This window comes from Teichococcus deserti, assembly GCF_001982615.1.
GTDB classification, from domain to species: Bacteria; Pseudomonadota; Alphaproteobacteria; order Acetobacterales; family Acetobacteraceae; genus Pseudoroseomonas; species Pseudoroseomonas deserti.
Genome location: NZ_MLCO01000027.1, coordinates 57,763 through 76,361, shown reverse-complemented (window position 1 = coordinate 76,361; position 18,599 = coordinate 57,763). Strand labels below are relative to the sequence as shown.

The following is an 18,599-nucleotide window of genomic DNA, read 5'->3' as shown; positions in this document are numbered from 1 at the left end:
GGACGGGGCATGCACCATGGGGCGGCCTTTCGGGGCTCAGTCGTCCATGTCGCGGATCGCGCCGCGCAGCCGGCGCCAGGCCTTCCACCCGGCCCAGAGGCCGAGCAGCACGGCGAGGAGGAGCAGCGCGGGGGAGGGAATGTCCCGGATCGGCGCCGGCAGGCTTGCCTGCCAGATCCAGGCCGCGAAGACGATCAGGAAGAGGATGATTCGCAGGGTCATAGCTGCGGACAGACTGGCAGCCCTGCCGGCCCGCGTCAGCCCCTTGTCGGTCCGGCGCTGGTCATGAAACGGCCGTTTGCAGGAAGAGAAGGGGGCCTGGGGGAATTCATTCCCCCAGTGCTTGCTCAGCTCTGCGCCGGCTCCGGCGCGGCGGGCCGGGAGTTGTTGCGCCCATAGAGCATCATCGCCCGGCGCTCAAAGGCGCGGACCATCATGCGGACGGCCTCGTTGAAGACCATGCCGATGACCGCCTGGAGGAGGGCGCTCTTGAACTCGAAGTCGACGAAGAAGTCGACCTCGGTGCCCGCCTCGTGCGGGATGAACTTCCAGGTGTTGTTCAGGTAGCGGAAGGGCCCGTTCTCGTAGCTGACGCGGACCTCGTGCGGGCGGTCCAGGATGACGCGGGAGCGGAAGGTCTCGCGGAACATCTTGAAGCCGATGGTCAGGTCGGCGGTGAGCTCGGTCTCGGTCTGGGTGATGACGCGGGCGCCGACGCACCAGGGCAGGAATTCCGGGTAGCGCCGGACATCGGCGACGAGCGCGAAGAGCTGCTCCGGCGTGTAGCGCAGGATGCGCTTCTCGGCATGGGTGGGCATCAGGCGGCGGACATCTGGAGCTTGGCGTTGCGGGCGTCGCGCAGCTGCGCGAAGTCGCGGTCGGCGTGATAGGACGACCGGGTCAGAGGCGTGGCCGAAACGAGGAGAAAACCCTTGCTGCGGGCCATGCGGGCATAGTCCTCGAACTCGGCCGGCTCGACGAAGCGGTCGACGGCGGCGTGCTTGACCGTCGGCTGCAGGTACTGGCCGATGGTCAGGAAGTCGATCTCGGCGCTGCGCATGTCGTCCATCACCTGCAGCACCTCAGGCCGCGCCTCGCCCAGGCCCACCATGACGCCGGACTTGGTGAAGATCGAGGGATCGAGCGCCTTCACCCGGTCAAGCAGGCGCAGCGAGTGGAAGTAGCGCGCGCCGGGCCGGATCGAGGGATAGAGCCGCGGCACCGTCTCCAGATTGTGGTTGAAGACGTCGGGGCGGGCCGCGACCACCACCTCCAGCGCGCCGTCCTTGCGCAGGAAGTCGGGGGTCAGGATCTCGATGGTGGTCTCGGGCGCCGAGAGGCGGATCGCCGCGATGGTCTCGGCGAAATGGCGGGCGCCGCCATCCTTCAGGTCGTCGCGGTCGACCGAGGTGATCACCACATGGCGCAGGCCGAGCTTGGCCACCGCCTCGCCGACGCGACGCGGCTCGTCGGCGTCGAGTGCCCGTGGCAGGCCGGTGGTGATGTTGCAGAAGGAGCAGGCGCGGGTGCAGATCTCGCCCATGATCATCATGGTGGCGTGGCGCTGCGACCAGCATTCGCCGATATTGGGGCAGGCCGCTTCCTCGCAGACCGTCACCAGCTTGTTGTCGCGCATCAGGTTGCGCGTCTCGTGGTAGATCGGGTGGGTCGGCGCCTTGACGCGGATCCAGTCGGGCTTGCGCTTGATCGGGTTGTCCGGCCGGTGCGCCTTCTCGGGATGGCGCAGGGTCGGGCGGGCCAGGGGCTCGGCCGGGTGCTCGGCCAGATGGGCGGTCGCCAGGTTGGAAGCGCCGTCGGGGCGCGGAGCGTTCGAGACGGCGCCGCCTGCCCGGTGGTCGATCAGAATACGGGTGGCCATGGCTGCTCCTCCGGCTGAACCGCCGACACGATCGCCTCTATATGGTGAAGCGGCCCCGCCTGGCGAGGGGCCAGCCGGTGCCGGGGTTGGCCAGGGGGGTGGATCCCCCCGGCCGGCCGGTCAGATGTGGATCACCCGGCCATAGGCATCGAGCACGCTTTCATGCATCGCCTCCGACACCGTCGGGTGCGGGAAGACGGTGTGCATCAGCTCGGCCTCGGTGGTCTCGAGGGTGCGCGCGATGGTGTAGCCCTGGATCATCTCGGTGACCTCGGGCCCGACCATGTGGGCGCCCAGCAGCGCGCCGGTCTTGGCGTCGAAGACCGTCTTCACGAAGCCCTCCGGCTCGCCCATGGCGATGGCCTTGCCGTTGCCGATGAAGGGGAAGCGGCCGACGCGGACCTCGTGGCCGGCCTCCTTCGCCTTGGCTTCGGTCAGGCCGACCGAGGCGACCTGCGGGCGGCAATAGGTGCAGCCCGGGATGTTCGAGACATCCATCGGATGCGGATGCAGGCCCGCGATGGCCTCGACCACGACGATGCCCTCATGGCTCGCCTTGTGCGCCAGCCAGGGGGCGCCGGTCAGGTCGCCGATGGCATAGACGCCGGGCTCGCCGGTGCGGCTGAGCTCGTCGGTGACGATATGGGTGCGCTCGACCTTCACCTTGGTGCCTTCAAGGCCGAGGTTCTCGACATTGCCGACGATGCCGACCGCCGAGATCAGCCGGTCGGCGACGATCTCCTGCACCTTGCCGTCGACCTCGACCACGGCGGCCACGCCGTCGCCGGTCTTGCGCACGCCCTGCACCTTGGCGCCGACCAGCACCTTCATCTTCTGCTTCTCGAAGGCCTTCCTGACGAAGGCCGAGACCTCGGCGTCCTCGACCGGCAGCACGCGGTCCATCGCCTCGATCAGCGTGACCTCGGCGCCCATGTTCAGGAAGAAGGAGGCGAATTCGCTGCCGATGGCACCCGACCCGATGACGATCAGCTTCTTCGGCATGATGTCGGGCTGGAGCGCCTCGCGGTAGGACCAGATCAGCTTGCCGTCCGGCTCGATGCCCGGGATGACGCGGGCGCGGGCGCCGGTGGCCAGGATGATGTGCTTGGCCGCGAGCTCGGCGACCGGCTTGCCGTCCTTGGCCGTGACGGCCAGCTTGCCCGGGCCGGCCAGCTTGCCGCTGCCGTCGAAGACGGTGACCTTGTGCTTCTTCAGCAGGCCCTTGACGCCGGCCGAGAGCTGGCCGGCCACCTGGCGGGAGCGCTTGACCACCTTGGCGAAGTCATAGCGGACATTGTCGGCGGCGAAGCCGTACTGGTCCAGGCTGTGCAGCAGGTGGTTGATCTCGGAGGCGCGCAGCAGCGCCTTGGTCGGGATGCAGCCCCAGTTGAGGCAGATGCCGCCCAGATGCTCGCGCTCGACGAGGGCGACCTTCATCTTCAGCTGCGCGGCGCGGATCGCGGCGACATAGCCGCCGGGCCCGCCGCCCACCACCACCAGGTCGAACTGCTCGGCCATTGTCTTGCGCTCCTGTCCGCGCCGGGCGCGGTGCGATGATCTCGGTGATCCCCCGGCTTGCAGGGGATGCGGGCGTCAGCCGGCCAGGGCCTTCAGGGCGTCGCCGGACAGGCGCTGGTCGGTCCAGTCCTCGCGCCCGACCGCGCCGATCCGCCGGTAGAAGGCGATGGCGGGCTCGTTCCAGTCGAGCACGTTCCATTCCATCCAGGCATGGCCCTCGTCGAGCGCCTTGCGGGCCAGCGCCTGGAACAGCGCCCGGCCGATGCCGAGGCGGCGGTGCTCGGGCAGGACGAAGACATCCTCCACCCAGAGCCCGACCTTGCCGGCGAAGGTCGAGAAGGTCTCGTAGAAAAGGGCGAGGCCGACGATCTCGCCCTCGACCTCGGCCAGCAGGCCCTTGATCCGCTTGGTGGCCAGCGCGCCGTAATAGTCCTGCGCGCTGGCGACCACCTCATGGCCCAGCTTCTCGTACTCGCCCAAGCGGCGGACCAACTTCAGGACATCTTCGGCGTCCCGCGGCCTGGCCTCGCGAAGGAAGAAGCCGGGCGATGCCGTCACAGCATCAGGCTCAGCGGGTCCTCGATCACCGCCTTGAAGGCGGCGATCCATTCGGCGGCCAGCGCCCCGTCGACGACGCGGTGGTCGACCGACAGGGTGCAGGTCATGACGGTGGCCACGGCCAGCGCCCCATCCTTCACCACCGGGCGCTGCTGCCCGGCGCCGACGGCCAGGATGCCGCCCTGCGGCGGGTTGATGATGGCCGAGAAGCTGGTGACGCCGAACATCCCCATGTTGGAGATGCTGAAGCTGCCGCCCTGGAATTCCTCCAGCTTGAGCTTGCCGGACTTGGCGCGGGCGGCCAGGTCCTTCATCTCGGCGCTGATGGCGGCCAGGCCCTTCTGGTCGGCCTTCTTCACGATGGGCGTGATCAGCCCGTCGGGAATGGAGACCGCCACCGAGATGTCGACGTCGTGGTACTGGATGATGGCGTCATCGGTCCAGCTGGCGTTGACGCTCGGGAACTGGCGCAGGACGCGGGCCGCGGCCTTGATGATCAGGTCGTTGACCGAAAGCTTGAAGGCGCCCGGACCGTCCTTCGGCGCGCGGGCATTGAGGTCGGCGCGCAGCTTCAGCAGCGCGTCGAGCTCGATGTCCATCGAGACGTAGAAATGCGGCACCGTCGCCTTGCTCTCGGCCAGGCGCTTGGCGATGACCTTGCGCATGGAGGAGTTCGGCACCGCGGTGTGCGGCGCGGTGATCGCGGCAGCCGGCGCCTTGGGGGCCGCGGCCGGGGCAGGGGCGGCGGCAGCCGGCGCGGTGGCCTCGGCAGCCTTCGGCGCCGCCTTGGGCTTGCCGGCGGCGGCCTCGACATCGGCCTTGACGATTCGGCCGTTCGGGCCGGAGCCCTCGATGCCGGACAGGTCGATGCCGGCCTGCTCCGCCATGCGGCGTGCCAGCGGCGAGGCGAAGACGCGGTCGCCCGAGGCGGCGGCCGGGGCGGCCTCCGCCTTGGCGGCTTCCTTCGGTGCTTCCTTAGGGGCTTCGGCCTTGGGCGCCTCAGCCTTGGCCGGGGTGGCCTCGGCCTTGGGGGCCTCGGCCTTGGCGGCCGGCTTGGCGGCGGCCGCATCCGGCACCGCCTCGCCCGCCTCGACCATGATGCCGATCGGGGTGTTCACGGCCACCCCCTCGGTCCCGTCGGCCACCAGGATCTTGCCGAGGACGCCTTCGTCCACGGCCTCGAACTCCATGGTCGCCTTGTCGGTCTCGATCTCGGCGAGGACGTCGCCGGACTTGACCGTGTCGCCCTCCTTCTTCAGCCAGCGCGCGAGGGTCCCCTCCGTCATCGTCGGGGAGAGGGCGGGCATCAGGATGTTGGTGGCCATCGTTCCCGCTTCCTCTTACTTCTTGTAGGTGACGGATTTGGCGGCCTGCACCACATGCTCGACGGTGGGCAGCGCCAGCTTCTCGAGATTGGCCGCGTACGGCATGGGCACGTCCAGGCCGGCGACGCGGGCCGGCGGCGCGTCCAGGTGGTCGAAGGCGTGCTCGATCACCTGCATGGCGACCTCGCCGCCGATGCCGGAGAAGGCCCAGCCTTCCTCGACCGTGACCAGCCGGTTGGTCTTCTTCACCGAGGCGACGATGGTGTCGATGTCCAGCGGCCGGATCGAGCGCAGGTTGATCACCTCGGCGTCGATGCCCTCTTCCGCCAGCTGCTCGGCCGCCTTCAGCGCCACGCCCACCTCGATCGAGAAGGCGACGATGGTGACATCCTTGCCCTGGCGCTCGATCTTCGCCTTGCCGATCGGCAGGATGAAGTCCTCGTCAGTCGGGCATTCGAAGCTCTGCCCGTAGAGGATCTCGTTCTCCAGGAAGACCACCGGGTTGGGGTCGCGGATGGCGGCGCGCAGCAGGCCCTTGGCATCGGCCGCGGACCAGGGCGCGACGACCTTCAGGCCGGGGACATGCGCGTACCAGGAGGCGTAGCACTGGCTGTGCTGGGCGGCGACGCGGGCGGCGGCGCCGTTCGGACCGCGGAAGACGATCGGGCAGCCCAGCTGGCCGCCGGACATGTACAGCGTCTTGGCGGCGCTGTTGATGATGTGGTCGATCGCCTGCATCGAGAAGTTGAAGGTCATGAACTCGACGATCGGGCGCAGGCCCGACATCGCAGCACCGACCGCCATGCCGGTGAAGCCATGCTCGGTGATCGGCGTGTCGATGACGCGCTTGGCGCCGAACTCGTCCAGCAGGCCCTGGCTGATCTTGTAGGCGCCCTGGTACTGGGCGACCTCCTCGCCCATCAGGAAGACCTTGTCGTCGCGGCGCATCTCGGCGGCCATGGCGTCACGCAGCGCCTCGCGCACCGTGATCGACTTGGTCGGGCCCCAGTCCTTCTCCGGCTCCGAGGCCGGGCCCTTGGGGGCGGCATGGGTCGCGGCACCCACCGGGGCGGCGGCGCCCGGGGTCTCGGCCTTGGCTTCCGGCACTTCCTCGGCGGCGGGCTTCTCGGCCGGCTTGGCGGCAGCACCGCCCTCGCCGCCGTCGAGCTCGGCGATGGCCGAGTTCACCGCGACCGCCTCGGTGCCTTCCGGCACCAGGATCTTGGTCAGCGTGCCTTCATCGACGGCTTCCACTTCCATGGTCGCCTTGTCGGTCTCGATCTCGGCAAGCACGTCGCCGGCCTTGACCGCGTCGCCTTCCTTCTTCAGCCAGCGTGCCAGCTTGCCCTCGGTCATGGTGGGCGACAGGGCGGGCATCAGGATCGTGGCACCCATATCAGCGGGCCTCCAGCAGGATGTCGGTCCACAGCTCGCTCTCGTCCGGCTCGGGCGAGGTCTGGGCGAATTCGGCGCTGTCGGCGACGATCGCCTTGACGTCGTCGTCGACGGTCTTCAGCTCGGCCTCGGGCAGGCCGGCCTCGAGCAGGATCTTGCGGGCGGTCTCGATGCAGTCATGCTGCTCGCGCATCTTCTGCACCTCCTCCCGCGTGCGGTACTTCGCCGGGTCGGACATCGAGTGGCCGCGGTAGCGGTAGGTCTGCATCTCGAGGATGTAGGGGCCGCGGCCGGCGCGGCAGTGGGCGACGGCGCGCTCGCCGGCGGCCTTCACCGCGGCGACGTCCATGCCGTCGACCTGCTCGCCCGGGATGCCCCAGGGGCTGCCGTCCTGCGAGCGGTCCTTGGACGCCGAGGCGCGGTCGGCGCTGGTGCCCATGCCGTACTTGTTGTTCTCGATGACGAAGACGACCGGCAGCTTGAACAGGGCGGCGAGGTTGTAGCTCTCGAAGACCTGGCCCTGGTTGGCCGCGCCGTCGCCGTAATAGGTCAGGCAGACGGTGCCGTCCTCGCGGTACATGTTGGCGAAGGCCAGGCCCGCGCCGATCGAGACCTGGGCGCCGACGATGCCGTGGCCGCCGTAGAAGCCCTTCTCGCGCGAGAACATGTGCATGCTCCCGCCCTTGCCCTTGGAATAGCCGCCCGACCGGCCGGTCAGCTCGGCCATGACGCCGCGCGCCTCCATGCCGGTGGCCAGCATGTGGCCATGGTCACGGTAGGAGGTGATCACCTGGTCGCCCGGCTGCAGGCACATCTGCATGCCGACGACGACCGCTTCCTGGCCGATATAGAGATGGCAGAAGCCGCCGATCAGCCCCATGCCGTAGAGCTGGCCGGCCTTCTCTTCGAAGCGCCGGATCAGCAGCATGTCGCGGTAGGCCTGGAGCATCTGCTCCTGCGTCAGCCCCTGGGTGTTCGCGGGGGGGGCCTTCGCCTTGCCGCGACGCTTGGTGGTGCCTGCATCGGCGCCTTGGACCATCCGGCTGCTCCATTCTGCCCGCCACCGCGCGGAATTGGCGGCGACGCCCGCCGGAAATACGTGGCCGGGGCGCGTCCTGCAAGGACCACGCGATGGCTAAGCCCCTGATGCTGCACTGCAATAGGGAGATTAACCGGATTGTGGTTAAGTGCTTGTCGGCAGAGGGGCGAAAGCAACAGGCGGCGGGGTTGGTGGGCCCGAAAAGACGGAAGCTTGCGTGGCGGCGGCGGGCGGCGACAGGAATGCAAAGGGCGCGGCGTCCTATCGTCATCCTTGCTGCGTGCCGCAGGTGATTCCGGGGTCTACGATTTTCCCCGAGCGGAACAGCGGGACTCCGCCGAGACGGGGTCCCGCGCCCGGCCTGCCATGCAGCCAGGGGGCAGGGGCATGCGGCCTGGGCAGGGCCAGGCCGCGCCGGTGCCTCAGGCTGGGTGCCTCAATGTCCGGCGACCACCCGGCCGGTGCAGGGATTGCCGCCGATCCAGTAGCAGAGCTCGGCGGGGCGGGAGACGGCATAGGTCGCGAAGTCGGCGCGCAGCCCGACCGCCAGGCGGCCGCGATCGGCCAGGCCCAGCGCCGCGGCGGCATGGGCGGTGACGCCGAGCAGCGCCTCCTCCACCGTCAGGCGGAACAGGGTGCAGCCCAGGTTGAGCATCAGCAGCAGCGACCGCGCCGGCGACGAGCCGGGGTTCATGTCGGTCGACAGCGCCATGCGCAGGCCTGCCGCCCGCATCGCCGCGATATCCGGGTGGCGCGCCTCGCGGATGAAATAGGTAGCGCCGGGCAGCAGCACGGCGACCGTCCCCGCCGCCGCCATGGCCGCCAGCCCCGCGGCATTGGCATGCTCCAGGTGGTCGGCGGAGAGGGCGGAAAAGCGCGCCGCCAGCGCCGCGCCGCCGAGGTCCGACAACTGGTCGGCATGCAGCTTCACCGGCAGGCCATGGGCGCGGGCGGCCTCGAAGACCCGGGTGGTCTGGGCCGGCGAGAAGGCGATGCCCTCGCAGAAGGCATCTACCGCATCGGCCAGGCCGGCAGTGGCGGCGGCCGGGATGGCCTCGGCGACCACCCAGTCGGTGAAGGCCTCGGCGCCGCCGGGATGGCCCGGGGGAATGGCATGGGCGGCCAGCAGGCTGGTGGCCACGCTGACCGGGGCCGCGTCGCCCAGGCGCCGGGCGACGCGCAGCATCTTCAGCTCGGTCTCCAGGTCGAGGCCGTAGCCGGACTTTATCTCGACGGTGGTGACGCCCTCGGCCAGCAGCCCTTCCAGGCGCGGCCGGGCTGCCACGAAAAGTTCTTCTTCCGAGGCGGCCCGCGTGGCGCGGACGGTCGAAAAAATGCCGCCGCCGGCGCGGGCGATCTGCTCGTAGGTGGCGCCGGCCAGGCGCTGCTCGAACTCGCCGGCGCGGTTCGCCCCGAAGACCAGGTGGGTGTGGCAGTCGATCAGCCCGGGCAGGATCCAGGCGCCGCCGCAATCGGTGACCGGGGCATCGCTGACAGGCAGCGCCGCGCGCGGGCCGACCCAGGCGATGCGGCCGTCCTGCACGGCGACGGCCCCGTCCTCGATGACCCCCAACCCGCCATCCATGGTGGCCAGGTTGGCGTTCAGCCAGACGCGGTCGAAGCCGCTCATGGCGCCGGCACCGCGGCGAAGGCGCCATGCTCGACCAGCCGCTTCACCGCGGCGATGTCGGGGGCCATGAAGCGGTCCTCGTCCCAGGGCGCGGCCACCTCGCGCACCGCGGCCAGCGCCGCCTCCAGCGAGGCGGAGGAGGCCAGCGGCCGGTGGAACTCGACGCCCTGGGCGCCCTCCAGCAGCTCGATCGCCAGGATGGCGGCGACGTTGTCGGCCATCTCGGCCAGGCGCAGCGCGGCGCCGGTGGCCATGCTGACATGGTCCTCCTGGTTGGCGCTGGTCGGCAGGCTGTCGACGCTGCGGGGATGGGCCAGCGACTTGTTCTCGCTGGCCAGCGCCGCGGCGGTGACCTGGGCGATCATGAAGCCGGAATTCAGCCCGCCTTCCCGCACCAGGAAGGCCGGCAGGCCGGACAGCACCGGGTCGGTCAGCAGCGCGATTCGGCGTTCCGACAGGGCGCCGATCTCGGCCAGGGCGAGGGCGATGGTGTCGGCGGCGAAGGCCACCGGCTCCGCGTGGAAATTGCCGCCGGACAGGACCTCGCCCTCGGCGGTGACCAGGGGGTTGTCGGTCACCGCATTGGCCTCGCGGCCCAGGATGGTGGCGGCGTGTTCCAGCAGGTCCAGGCAGGCGCCCATCACCTGCGGCTGGCAGCGCAGGCAATAGGGGTCCTGGACCCGGGTGTCGCCCTGGCGGTGGCTCTCGCGGATGGCGCTGCCGTCCAGCAGCAGGCGCAAGGACGCCGCCGCCTGGATCTGGCCCAGCTGCCCGCGCAGGGCGTGGATGCGCGGGTCGAAGGGGGTGTCGGAGCCGCGGGCGGCATCGGTGCTGAGCGCGCCGGCGGTCAGCCCGGTGCGCCACAGCCGCTGCGCCGCGAACAGCCCGATCAGCGCCAGGGCGGTCGAAACCTGGGTGCCGTTCAGCAGCGCCAGGCCTTCCTTGGGGCCCAGGGTCAGCGGCGCGATTCCGGCTTCGGCCAGGGCCTCGGCGCCGGCGACGACGCGGCCGCCGACCAGCGCCTCGCCCTCGCCGATCAGGACGAGGGACAGATGCGCCAGCGGCGCCAGGTCGCCCGAGGCGCCGACCGAGCCCTTGGCCGGGATGGCGGGCAGGATATCGGCGCGCAGCAGGGCCAGCAGCGCCTCGACCACCGCCGGCCGCACGGCGGAGGCGCCGCGGGCCAGCGACAGCGCCTTCAGCGCCAGGATCAGCCGGACGACGGGGGCCGGCAGGAAGGGGCCGGTGCCGGCGGCATGGCTGCGCAGCAGGTTGCCCTGCAGCCGGGCCAGGTCGTCCCGGCCGATGCGCTGGCTGGCCAGCTTGCCGAAGCCGGTATTGACGCCATAGAGCGCCTCGCCGCTGTCGATGCGGCGGGACAGGGCGTCGACCGCCGCCTGCACCGGGGCCTGCCATCCCTCGGGCAATTCCAGCGCGGCGCCTTCGGCGATGGCGCGCAGCTCGTCCAGCGTCGCGGAACCGGGGGCGAGGATCATCGGGCGGCTCCGATCATGGGAAGGTCGAGGCCCTGCTCGCGGGCGCAGTCGATGGCGATCTGGTAGCCGGCATCGGCATGGCGCATGACACCGGTGGCCGGGTCGTTCCACAGCACGCGCTTCAGCCGGCGCGCCGCGTCGGGGGTGCCGTCGGCGACGATGACCATGCCGGCATGCTGCGAATAGCCCATGCCGACGCCGCCGCCGTGGTGCAGCGACACCCAGGTGGCGCCGGAGGCGGTGTTCAGCAGCGCGTTCAGCAGCGGCCAGTCGGAGACGGCGTCCGACCCGTCCTGCATCGCCTCGGTCTCGCGGTTGGGCGAGGCGACCGAGCCGCTGTCCAGGTGGTCGCGGCCGATGACCACGGGGGCGGAGAGTTCTCCCCGTGCCACCATGTCGTTGAAGGCGAGGCCCAGGCGATGCCTTTGCCCGAGCCCGACCCAGCAGATCCGCGCCGGCAGCCCCTGGAACTGGATTCTTTCGGCGGCCATGTCGAGCCAGCGGTGCAGATGCGGATCGTCGGGGATCAGCTCCTTCACCTTGGCATCGGTCTTGCGGATGTCCTCGGGGTCGCCCGAGAGCGCTGCCCAGCGGAAGGGCCCGATGCCGCGGCAGAAGAGCGGCCGGATATAGGCGGGAACGAAGCCCGGGAAATCGAAGGCATTGGCCAGGCCCTCGTCCTTGGCCATCTGGCGGATGTTGTTGCCGTAGTCGAGCACCTTGCTGCCCAGGCGCTGGAAGTCGAGCATCGCCTGGACATGGGCGACCATGCTGCGCTTGGCGGCGGCGGCGACGGCGGCCGGATCGCTCTCGCGCTTGGCCTCCCATTCGCCGAGGCTCCAGCCGGCGGGCAGATAGCCATTGGCCGGGTCATGCGCGCTGGTCTGGTCGGTGACGATGTCGGGCACCACGCCGCGCCGCACCAGCTCCGGGAAGATCTCTGCCGCATTGCCGAGCAGGCCGATGCTGATGGCTTTCTTTTCCGCGCAGGCGGCGCGGATCATCGCCAGCGCCTCGTCCAGGCTGTCGGCACGCGCGTCCAGGTAGCCGGTCTCCAGCCGCTTCTCGATGCGGCTGGGCTGGCATTCCACCGCCAGCACCGCGGCACCCGCGAAGACGCCGGCCAGCGGCTGCGCGCCGCCCATGCCGCCCAGCCCCGCCGTCAGGATCCAGCGCCCGGCGAGGTCGCCGCCGAAATGCTGGCGGCCGGCCTCGGCGAAGGTCTCGAAGGTGCCCTGCACGATCCCCTGGCTGCCGATATAGATCCAGGACCCGGCGGTCATCTGGCCGTACATCATCAGCCCGGCGCGATCCAACTGGGAGAAATGCTCCCAATTGGCCCAGGCGGGGACCAGGTTGGAATTGGCCAGCAGCACGCGCGGCGCGTCGGCATGGGTCTCGAAGACGCCGACCGGCTTGCCGGACTGCACCAGCAGGGTCTGGTCCTCGCGCAGCCGCTTCAGCACATCGATGATGCGCTCATAGCTGGCCCAGTCGCGGGCGGCGCGGCCGATGCCGCCATAGACCACGAGCTCGCCGGGCTTTTCCGCGACCTCGTCGTCCAGGTTGTTCATCAGCATCCGCATCGCCGCCTCGGTGGTCCAGTGGCGGGCGGTGATCTCGGGCCCGCGCGGGCTGCGGATGGCCGGCGCGTTGCGGAAACGGGTCTGCGACATGTCTTTTCCCTATGAACGGGTCAGCAGTCAGTCGAGCGCGCTGCCGAGGCGGTAGCGCGTGCCGGGATGGGTCAGCAGGGCGCGGGTGGCGACCACCCGCCAGGACCAGGTGCGGCGATGGATGACGAGGCAAGGCTCGTCCTCCGGCATGGCCAGCGCTGCGGCGGTGGCGGGGTTGGCGCGGCCGGCCTCCACCACATGCTCCACCCGCTCGGGCGGGGCGCAGGAGGTCAGGAAGCGGTAAGGCGTGATCCTGGAAAAATCCTGCTCCAGGAAGCGGGGGGCGATGACCGGGTTGACGTAGCGCTCCTCCAGCTGGACCGGCACGTCGTTCTCCAGATGCACCAGCCGGGCATGGAACAGCTCGGCGCCGGGGGGCAGGCCGAAAGCGGCGGCCATGGCCGGATCGGCGCGCAGCCGCTGCTGGGCCAGGACGCGGGCGGCATGGCGGCTGCCGCGCTCGGCCATTTCCTCGGCGATGTCGCGCAGCTCCAGCAGGCTGGATTGCGGCTTGGCGCCGGCGACGAAGGTGCCCACGCCCTGCACCCGGGTCAGCAGCCCGGCATCGGCCAGCTCGCGCAGCGCGCGGTTGACCGTGACGCGGGAGACCCCCGTCATCTTCACCAGCTCGTTCTCGGAGGGCAGGCGCTCTTCAGCCGGCCATTCGCCGCTGGCGACGCGGCTGAGGATCAGCGCCTTGATCTGCTGGTAGCGGGGCGTCGCCGGGCTGGGCGTCGGCAGGAGCAGGGGCGCGTCTGACATGGCTTGAGCATGGTTGTCTTGACAAGTTTCGTCAACCGCGATGCGATGGGGTTGTCACCGCCTCCGGAGCGCCGCCCGATGACCGCCTTCTTCGCTGTCTCTGCCCTGCTGCCCGACGGCTGGGCGCGCGATGTCCGGATCGAGACCGACGGGGCAGGGGGCATTCTTTCCGCCACCCCTGGCGGCAGCCCCACGGGCGCCGAGCGCCTGCCGGGGGTCGTCATCCCCGGCATCCCCAACCTGCATTCGCATGCCTTCCAGCGCGCCATGGCCGGGCTGACCGAGCGCCGCTCGCCGCCCGAGGCGCGCGACGCCGAGGGCGGCACCGACAGCTTCTGGACCTGGCGCCACACCATGTACCGCTTCGTCGGCCGCTTCTCGCCCGAGGATGCCGAGGCGGTGGCGGCCCAGCTCTATGCCGAATGCCTGGAATGGGGCTTTTCCAGCATCGCCGAGTTCCACTACCTGCATCACCAGGCCGACGGCACGCCCTATGCCCAGCCGGAGGAAATGGCGCTGCGCCACCTGGCCGCGGCGAAGCGGGCGGGCATCGGCATCACCATGGCGCCCAGCCTGTATCGCCATGGCGGCATCTTCGGGCGCGACCCGGTGCCCGGGCAGCGGCGCTTCCTCAACGACCTGGACGGCTTCTGGCGCATCGTCGAAGGGGTGCAGGCGGCGGTGGCGGGCGATCCCCAGGCCGGGCTTGCCTTGGCGCCGCATTCGCTGCGCGCGGTGACGCCGGCGATGCTGGCCGACATCGCCAAGAACTTCGCCGGCCCGATCCATATCCACGCCGCCGAGCAGCAGCGCGAGGTCGCCGAATGCCTGGCCGCCACCGGCGCCCGCCCGGTCGAATGGCTGCTGGCCAATCTCCCCGTCGACCAGCGCTGGTGCCTGATCCACTGCACCCACATGACCGAGGCCGAGACGCGCGCCCTGGCCGCGAGCGGCGCGGTGGTGGGCCTCTGCCCCTCGACCGAGGCTTCTCTGGGTGACGGCTTCTTTTCATTGCCGATCTTCCGGGAAGCCGGCGGGCGCTATGGCTTCGGCACCGACAGCCATGTCGGCACCTCGCCCCGCGACGAGATGCGCCAGCTGGAGACCAGCCAGCGCCTGGTGCAGCAGCAGCGCTCGGTGGCGACCGATGCCGCCCACCCGCATCCCGGCCGCAACCTGGTCGAGGCCGCCATCCTCGCCGGCGCCCAGGCCAGCGGCCGTCCGATCGCCGGCATCGCCGCCGGCCAGCGCTGCGACCTGGTCTGCCTGGACCCGGAGCATCCCTCGCTCTACGGGCGGGAGGAGGATGCGCTGCTCGATGCCTGGGTCTTCGGCGGCCAGGGCAATCCGGTGACCCAGGTGGTGGCCGGCGGCGCGGTGGTGGTGCGCGACGGCCGCCATATCCAGCGCGACGCCATTGCGGCAGAGTTCCGCGCCGCCCTCCGGAGACTCGCCGCGTGACCCTGGATATTCGCCCCGCTTGCCTGGAAGAGATGCCGATCCTGGTCGACTGGGCGGCGGCCGAAGGCTGGAATCCGGGCCTGGCCGATGCCATGGCCTTCCACGCCGCCGACCCGGAGGGGTTCCTGCTCGGCGTCCTGGATGGCGTGCCGGTCGGCTGCGTCTCTGCCGTCCGCCAGGGCGACAGCCACGGCTTCATCGGCTTCTATATGATCCGTCCCGAGCATCGCGGAAAGGGCTTCGGCATCGCCATGTGGCGGGCAGCGATGGCGCGGCTGGCGGGCCGGAACGTGGGGCTGGATGGCGTGCTGGCGCAGCAGGCGAATTATGCCCGCTCAGGCTTTGGCCTGGCCTGGCGCAATGTCCGCCATGGCGCCGAGGCGCCGCGCCCGGTGGCCGGGGCCGAGGGCGAGCTCCGCGCCGCGAGCCTGGAGGATGCCCTGGCGCTGGACGTCTTCCCGGTCGAGCGCCGTGGCTTCCTGCAAGCCTGGCTGGCCGCCCCCGGCCACCGCGCCCTGGCCGTCCCGGGCCGCGGCTTCGGCGTCATCCGGCCCTGCCGTAACGGGCAGAAGATCGGGCCGCTGATGGCGCGGGACGATGCCGCGGCGCGGGCGATCTTCAACGCGCTGATCGAGGGCGTCTCCGGCCCGGTCTTCCTGGATCTGCCGGAGCCCAACAAGGCCGCCCTGGCCCTGGCCGGCGAGGCCGGGCTGGAAGCAAGCTTCGAGACGGCGCGGATGTACACGGGCGCCGTCCCGGCCCTCGACTTAGCGGCCTGCTACGGCCTGGCCAGCTTCGAGCTGGGCTAGGCGGTCACCCCTGCGGCGGCGCGGCCGAGACCGCCTCGGCCGCCCGCATGACGCGCAGGAAATTGCCGGACCAGAGCAGGTCCAGCGCCTCGGCGTCGTAGCCGCGCGACAGCAGCTCGGCGGTCAGGCCGGCGCTGTCGGCGGCGCTCATCCAGCCTTCCACGCCGCCGCCGCCGTCGAAATCCGACGACAGCCCGACATGGGCGATGCCGATCCGCTTCACCGCGTAATCCACATGGTCGGCGATGTCGGCGACGGTTGCGCGGATGCGCCCGGTGGCATCCGGCCCGCGCAGAAAGCCGGGCACTGCGGTGATCTGCATCAGCCCGCCGCTGGCCCGCAGCGCGTCCATCTGCGCGTCGTCGATGTTGCGCGGATGGTCGCGGAGCGCCCGCACGCAGGTATGGGTGGCGACCACCGGGGCGCGGGACAGCGCGACCGCCTGCATCATGCTGGCCTTGGAGGCATGCGAGACGTCGACCAGCAGGCCGAGCGCGTTCATCTCGGCGATCGCCTCGCGGCCGAACTCCGACAGCCCGCCATGCAGCACCGGCCCGTCGCCGAGGTCGGGGCGGGGAATGGCGGAATCGGCCAGCAGGTTGTGGCCATTATGGGTCAGCGTGACGTAGCAGGCGCCCAGCCCCCGCCACAGCGCCAGGCCGGACAGGTCGTCGCCCAGGCCATAGGCGTTCTCGACGGCCAGCAGCACGCCGGTGCCGGGGCGGCCGCGCAGTGCCTCCAGCTCTGCGGCGCGCGTCACGATGCGGCGGTCGCCGCCGGCCGCCGTGGCGCGGATCGCGCGCAGCATGGCCTCGCAGCGGGCGGCGGCGGCGGCATGGCCCTCGGGGGTGCGGGGCCCCTGCGGCAGATAGGCCGCGAAGATCACCGAACGCAGCCCGCCGGCGGCCATCTTCGGATAGTCGACGCAGCGCGCGGTGGCGCCGCGCGGGTCGGGCGTCTCCGGCCAGGGGATGTCGACATGGGTGTCGAGGGTCAGCGTCGCGGCATGGATCGCCAGAGCCTCGGGCGAGAGGGCGCCGCCGGCGGCTGTGGGGATGGCGGGGGCGGTGGGGCGGTCGGTCATCTGGGCGGCATCCCGGCGGCGGTGGAAGCCCCAGGCTCCGCCCGGCCGCCCGCCCCGTCAACCTGAAGCCGTGCCATGGCGGGTCTGCGCCATGGCACGGGTCGGAGCGTCAGCCCTTCAGGCTGGCGGTCACCAGGCGCAGCATCTCCGGCATCGCGGCCGGGTCAAGCCAGCGGAAGGTCGCCACCATCTCATGCGCTGGGTCGATCCAGATGGTGTTGCCGCCGGCGCCCTGGGCCAGGAAGCTCTCGCGGCTGGCGCCGGGGTAGCGGCCATTGCCGTTCAGCCACCAGAGCAGGCCGTAATCCTTGTTGAGCGCGCAAGGCTTGGTGCTGGCCGCGACCCAGCCCTCGGGCAACAGGCGGCGGCCGGCCCAGACGCCATCCTGCAGCATCAGCTGGCCAATGCGCGCCTGGTCCTCGGCATGGGTGATGACGCCACCGCCCCAATGGCCGCCGCCGGAGACCGACTGGATCGGCGTGCCGTCGATGTCGACGAAGCTGGTGCGGTAGCCTTCCCAGCTGAAATCGGCGCTGCTGCCGATCGGGCCGGTGATGCGCTCGGCGAAGACCTCGGGCAGCGGGCGGCGGAAGCGCTCCAGCAGGGCGAGCGCCAGGGCGTTCACCCGGACGTCGTTGTATTCCCAATAGGTGCCCGGGGTCTGCATGGCGCGGTCGATGCCCTTGGGGCCGGCGCCCTCGCGCTTCAGGTCGCGGCCGCGATCGATGCGGTCGGCCTTGCCGAACAGCGTGCCTTCCCACTCGCTGGTCTGCTCCAGGATCATCCGCCAGGTGATCGGGCGGTTCTGGGCGGTGTGGAAGGCCTCGTGGCGGACGCTGTCGCTGATGCGCGACTCCAGGCTGTCGATCAGCCCGTCGCCCAGGGCGATGCCGGCCAGCAGCGACAGGTAGCTCTTGGCGACGCTGAAGGTCATGTCGGCCTGGCGCGTGTCGCCCCAGGAGGCCACCAGCCGGCCGCGGCGCAGGATCAGCCCGTTCGGGTCGCCGCGCGGGGCGGTGCGGCCCAGCACTTCATTGTCCGGAGCGGGCTCGAAATAGCCGGCCTCCAGGTGCTTCAGGATGTCGCGCGGGAAGGGGCTGTCATGCGCGCCCGCGAAGGCGACGGCGGCGGCGAGGGCGGCGGCGTCGAAGCCGGCCTCGCCAGGGTCTTGCGGCTGGAAGGTGGTGTCGGTCTGCATGGGGCGCGAGCCTCGCCCCAAGCATGGGCGGGGCGCAAGCCGGCGGGGATGGGCAGGGCGGCCCGGGCACCCCATCTCTGGCGTCAGCAGAGAAAGGAACCCGGCCATGGCCGAACCCCAAGCCCGCGAGACTGCCATCCTGGGCGGTGGCTGCTTCTGGTGCCTCGACGCCGCCTATCGGCAGCTGAACGGCGTGCTGGAGGTCGAATCCGGCTATGCCGGCGGCCATGTCGAGCAGCCGAGCTATGAGGAGGTCTGCGGCAAGAAGACCGGCCATGCCGAGGTGGTGCGCGTCGTCTTCGACCCGGGCGTGATCTCCTATGCCGATCTGCTGCGGGTCTTCTTCACCCTGCACGACCCGACCACCAGGGACCGCCAGGGCGCCGATATCGGCCCGCAATACCGCAGCGTGATTTTTGCCACCTCCGACTCGCAGGCCGAGACGGCCAGGCAGGTCGTGTCCGAGATCACCGCGGAAGGCATCTGGTCCGACCCGATCGTCACCGAACTCGCCCCCGAAGCGCGCTTCTGGCCGGCCGAGCCGGAGCACCAGGATTATTTCGCCCGCAATCCCTGGGCAGGCTACTGCCGCGTGGTGGTGGCGCCCAAGGTCGCCAAGTTCCGCCAGAAGTTCGCCGCCCGTCTGAAGAGCGCGGCGGCCTGATCCAGGCCCGGGAATCGGCGCGGACGGGACGGGCGGCGGCCCGCCCGCGCCGTGCAGCGGTCATCGAAAGATGAATTCCCGCTCATGCCGCCGCAGGAATGTTCC

General features: G+C 70.8%; 17 protein-coding genes. 3 read left to right on the top strand and 14 right to left on the bottom strand.

Annotated elements, in window-relative coordinates:
• Positions 1-36: 36 nt before the first annotated feature.
• From BKE38_RS04610 to hutC, 12 genes are all read right to left on the bottom strand, one after another.
• On the bottom strand, positions 37-222 hold the full coding sequence (locus BKE38_RS04610; protein ID WP_076956192.1) for a hypothetical protein: 186 nt from the start codon (positions 220-222) through the stop codon (positions 37-39).
• Positions 223-347: 125 nt separating this feature from the next.
• Entirely contained in the window at positions 348-818 is a 471-nt protein-coding gene (locus BKE38_RS04605) for a type II toxin-antitoxin system RatA family toxin (protein ID WP_076956191.1), read from the bottom strand.
• Positions 818-1,879 (bottom strand): lipoyl synthase, encoded by a 1,062-nt coding sequence (lipA, locus tag BKE38_RS04600; protein ID WP_242662192.1) that lies wholly within the window; start codon positions 1,877-1,879, stop codon positions 818-820. The genes BKE38_RS04605 and lipA overlap by 1 nt, the downstream gene beginning before the upstream one ends.
• A 120-nt stretch (positions 1,880-1,999) precedes the next feature.
• Entirely contained in the window at positions 2,000-3,397 is a 1,398-nt protein-coding gene (gene lpdA, locus BKE38_RS04595; protein WP_076956190.1) for a dihydrolipoyl dehydrogenase, read from the bottom strand.
• Between the two features lie 75 nt (positions 3,398-3,472).
• A complete protein-coding gene (locus tag BKE38_RS04590; RefSeq protein WP_242662190.1) occupies positions 3,473-3,889 on the bottom strand; it encodes a GNAT family N-acetyltransferase in 417 nt (138 codons plus the stop codon).
• A gap of 62 nt (positions 3,890-3,951) precedes the next feature.
• The gene (locus tag BKE38_RS04585; protein WP_076956188.1) at positions 3,952-5,280 is read right to left on the bottom strand and encodes a pyruvate dehydrogenase complex dihydrolipoamide acetyltransferase; all 1,329 of its coding nucleotides are present in this window, start codon (positions 5,278-5,280) and stop codon (positions 3,952-3,954) included.
• Between the two features lie 15 nt (positions 5,281-5,295).
• Positions 5,296-6,675 (bottom strand): pyruvate dehydrogenase complex E1 component subunit beta, encoded by a 1,380-nt coding sequence (locus tag BKE38_RS04580; protein WP_076956187.1) that lies wholly within the window; start codon positions 6,673-6,675, stop codon positions 5,296-5,298.
• Position 6,676: 1 nt separating this feature from the next.
• Entirely contained in the window at positions 6,677-7,624 is a 948-nt protein-coding gene (pdhA, locus tag BKE38_RS04575) for a pyruvate dehydrogenase (acetyl-transferring) E1 component subunit alpha (protein WP_242662198.1), read from the bottom strand.
• 526 nt (positions 7,625-8,150) lie between these two features.
• Positions 8,151-9,344, bottom strand: a complete 1,194-nt coding sequence (gene hutI / locus BKE38_RS04570) for an imidazolonepropionase (RefSeq protein WP_076956185.1) — start codon at positions 9,342-9,344, stop codon at positions 8,151-8,153.
• Positions 9,341-10,840 carry a histidine ammonia-lyase gene (hutH, locus tag BKE38_RS04565; protein ID WP_076956184.1) on the bottom strand — a complete coding sequence of 500 codons (1,500 nt, stop codon included), beginning with the start codon at positions 10,838-10,840 and terminating at the stop codon, positions 9,341-9,343. Before hutH ends, hutI begins: the two co-directional genes overlap by 4 nt.
• Positions 10,837-12,516: a urocanate hydratase gene (hutU, locus tag BKE38_RS04560; RefSeq protein WP_076956183.1), complete on the bottom strand. Its 1,680-nt coding sequence runs from the start codon at positions 12,514-12,516 to the stop codon at positions 10,837-10,839. The genes hutH and hutU overlap by 4 nt, the downstream gene beginning before the upstream one ends.
• A 27-nt stretch (positions 12,517-12,543) precedes the next feature.
• Positions 12,544-13,278: a histidine utilization repressor gene (hutC, locus tag BKE38_RS04555; RefSeq protein ID WP_076956182.1), complete on the bottom strand. Its 735-nt coding sequence runs from the start codon at positions 13,276-13,278 to the stop codon at positions 12,544-12,546.
• A 78-nt stretch (positions 13,279-13,356) separates the two neighbouring features.
• On the opposite strand from hutC, the gene BKE38_RS04550 reads away from it, so the two are divergent.
• A complete protein-coding gene (locus BKE38_RS04550; protein WP_076956181.1) occupies positions 13,357-14,739 on the top strand; it encodes a formimidoylglutamate deiminase in 1,383 nt (460 codons plus the stop codon).
• Positions 14,736-15,548 carry a GNAT family N-acetyltransferase gene (locus tag BKE38_RS04545; protein WP_207553487.1) on the top strand — a complete coding sequence of 271 codons (813 nt, stop codon included), beginning with the start codon at positions 14,736-14,738 and terminating at the stop codon, positions 15,546-15,548. The genes BKE38_RS04550 and BKE38_RS04545 overlap by 4 nt, the downstream gene beginning before the upstream one ends.
• A gap of 4 nt (positions 15,549-15,552) precedes the next feature.
• On the opposite strand, the gene BKE38_RS04540 is transcribed toward BKE38_RS04545, so the two are convergent.
• The gene (locus BKE38_RS04540) at positions 15,553-16,632 is read right to left on the bottom strand and encodes a dipeptidase (RefSeq protein WP_076956179.1); all 1,080 of its coding nucleotides are present in this window, start codon (positions 16,630-16,632) and stop codon (positions 15,553-15,555) included.
• Positions 16,633-16,741: 109 nt separating this feature from the next.
• Complete coding sequence (locus BKE38_RS04535) at positions 16,742-17,830, bottom strand: serine hydrolase domain-containing protein (RefSeq protein WP_076956178.1); 1,089 nt, start codon at positions 17,828-17,830, stop codon at positions 16,742-16,744.
• A 106-nt stretch (positions 17,831-17,936) separates the two neighbouring features.
• Here BKE38_RS04535 and msrA point away from each other — a divergent pair, with 106 nt between their 5' ends.
• The gene (msrA, locus tag BKE38_RS04530; RefSeq protein WP_076956177.1) at positions 17,937-18,494 is read left to right on the top strand and encodes a peptide-methionine (S)-S-oxide reductase MsrA; all 558 of its coding nucleotides are present in this window, start codon (positions 17,937-17,939) and stop codon (positions 18,492-18,494) included.
• Positions 18,495-18,599 lie beyond the last annotated feature (105 nt).

Bases quoted from the DNA above. Each gene is read 5' to 3' on its own strand.
- lipA (WP_242662192.1), bottom strand. From the start codon at position 1,879: ATGGCCACCCGTATTCTGATCGACCACCGGGCAGGCGGCGCCGTCTCG.
- msrA (WP_076956177.1), top strand. From the start codon at position 17,937: ATGGCCGAACCCCAAGCCCGCGAGACTGCCATCCTGGGCGGTGGCTGC.
- pdhA (WP_242662198.1), bottom strand. From the start codon at position 7,624: ATGCTCCAGGCCTACCGCGACATGCTGCTGATCCGGCGCTTCGAAGAG.
- lpdA (WP_076956190.1), bottom strand. From the start codon at position 3,397: ATGGCCGAGCAGTTCGACCTGGTGGTGGTGGGCGGCGGGCCCGGCGGC.
- hutI (WP_076956185.1), bottom strand. From the start codon at position 9,344: ATGAGCGGCTTCGACCGCGTCTGGCTGAACGCCAACCTGGCCACCATG.
- BKE38_RS04610 (WP_076956192.1), bottom strand. From the start codon at position 222: ATGACCCTGCGAATCATCCTCTTCCTGATCGTCTTCGCGGCCTGGATC.
- BKE38_RS04550 (WP_076956181.1), top strand. From the start codon at position 13,357: ATGACCGCCTTCTTCGCTGTCTCTGCCCTGCTGCCCGACGGCTGGGCG.
- hutH (WP_076956184.1), bottom strand. From the start codon at position 10,840: ATGATCCTCGCCCCCGGTTCCGCGACGCTGGACGAGCTGCGCGCCATC.
- BKE38_RS04585 (WP_076956188.1), bottom strand. From the start codon at position 5,280: ATGGCCACCAACATCCTGATGCCCGCCCTCTCCCCGACGATGACGGAG.
- BKE38_RS04580 (WP_076956187.1), bottom strand. From the start codon at position 6,675: ATGGGTGCCACGATCCTGATGCCCGCCCTGTCGCCCACCATGACCGAG.
- BKE38_RS04535 (WP_076956178.1), bottom strand. From the start codon at position 17,830: ATGCAGACCGACACCACCTTCCAGCCGCAAGACCCTGGCGAGGCCGGC.
- hutC (WP_076956182.1), bottom strand. From the start codon at position 13,278: ATGTCAGACGCGCCCCTGCTCCTGCCGACGCCCAGCCCGGCGACGCCC.
- BKE38_RS04540 (WP_076956179.1), bottom strand. From the start codon at position 16,632: ATGACCGACCGCCCCACCGCCCCCGCCATCCCCACAGCCGCCGGCGGC.
- hutU (WP_076956183.1), bottom strand. From the start codon at position 12,516: ATGTCGCAGACCCGTTTCCGCAACGCGCCGGCCATCCGCAGCCCGCGC.
- BKE38_RS04605 (WP_076956191.1), bottom strand. From the start codon at position 818: ATGCCCACCCATGCCGAGAAGCGCATCCTGCGCTACACGCCGGAGCAG.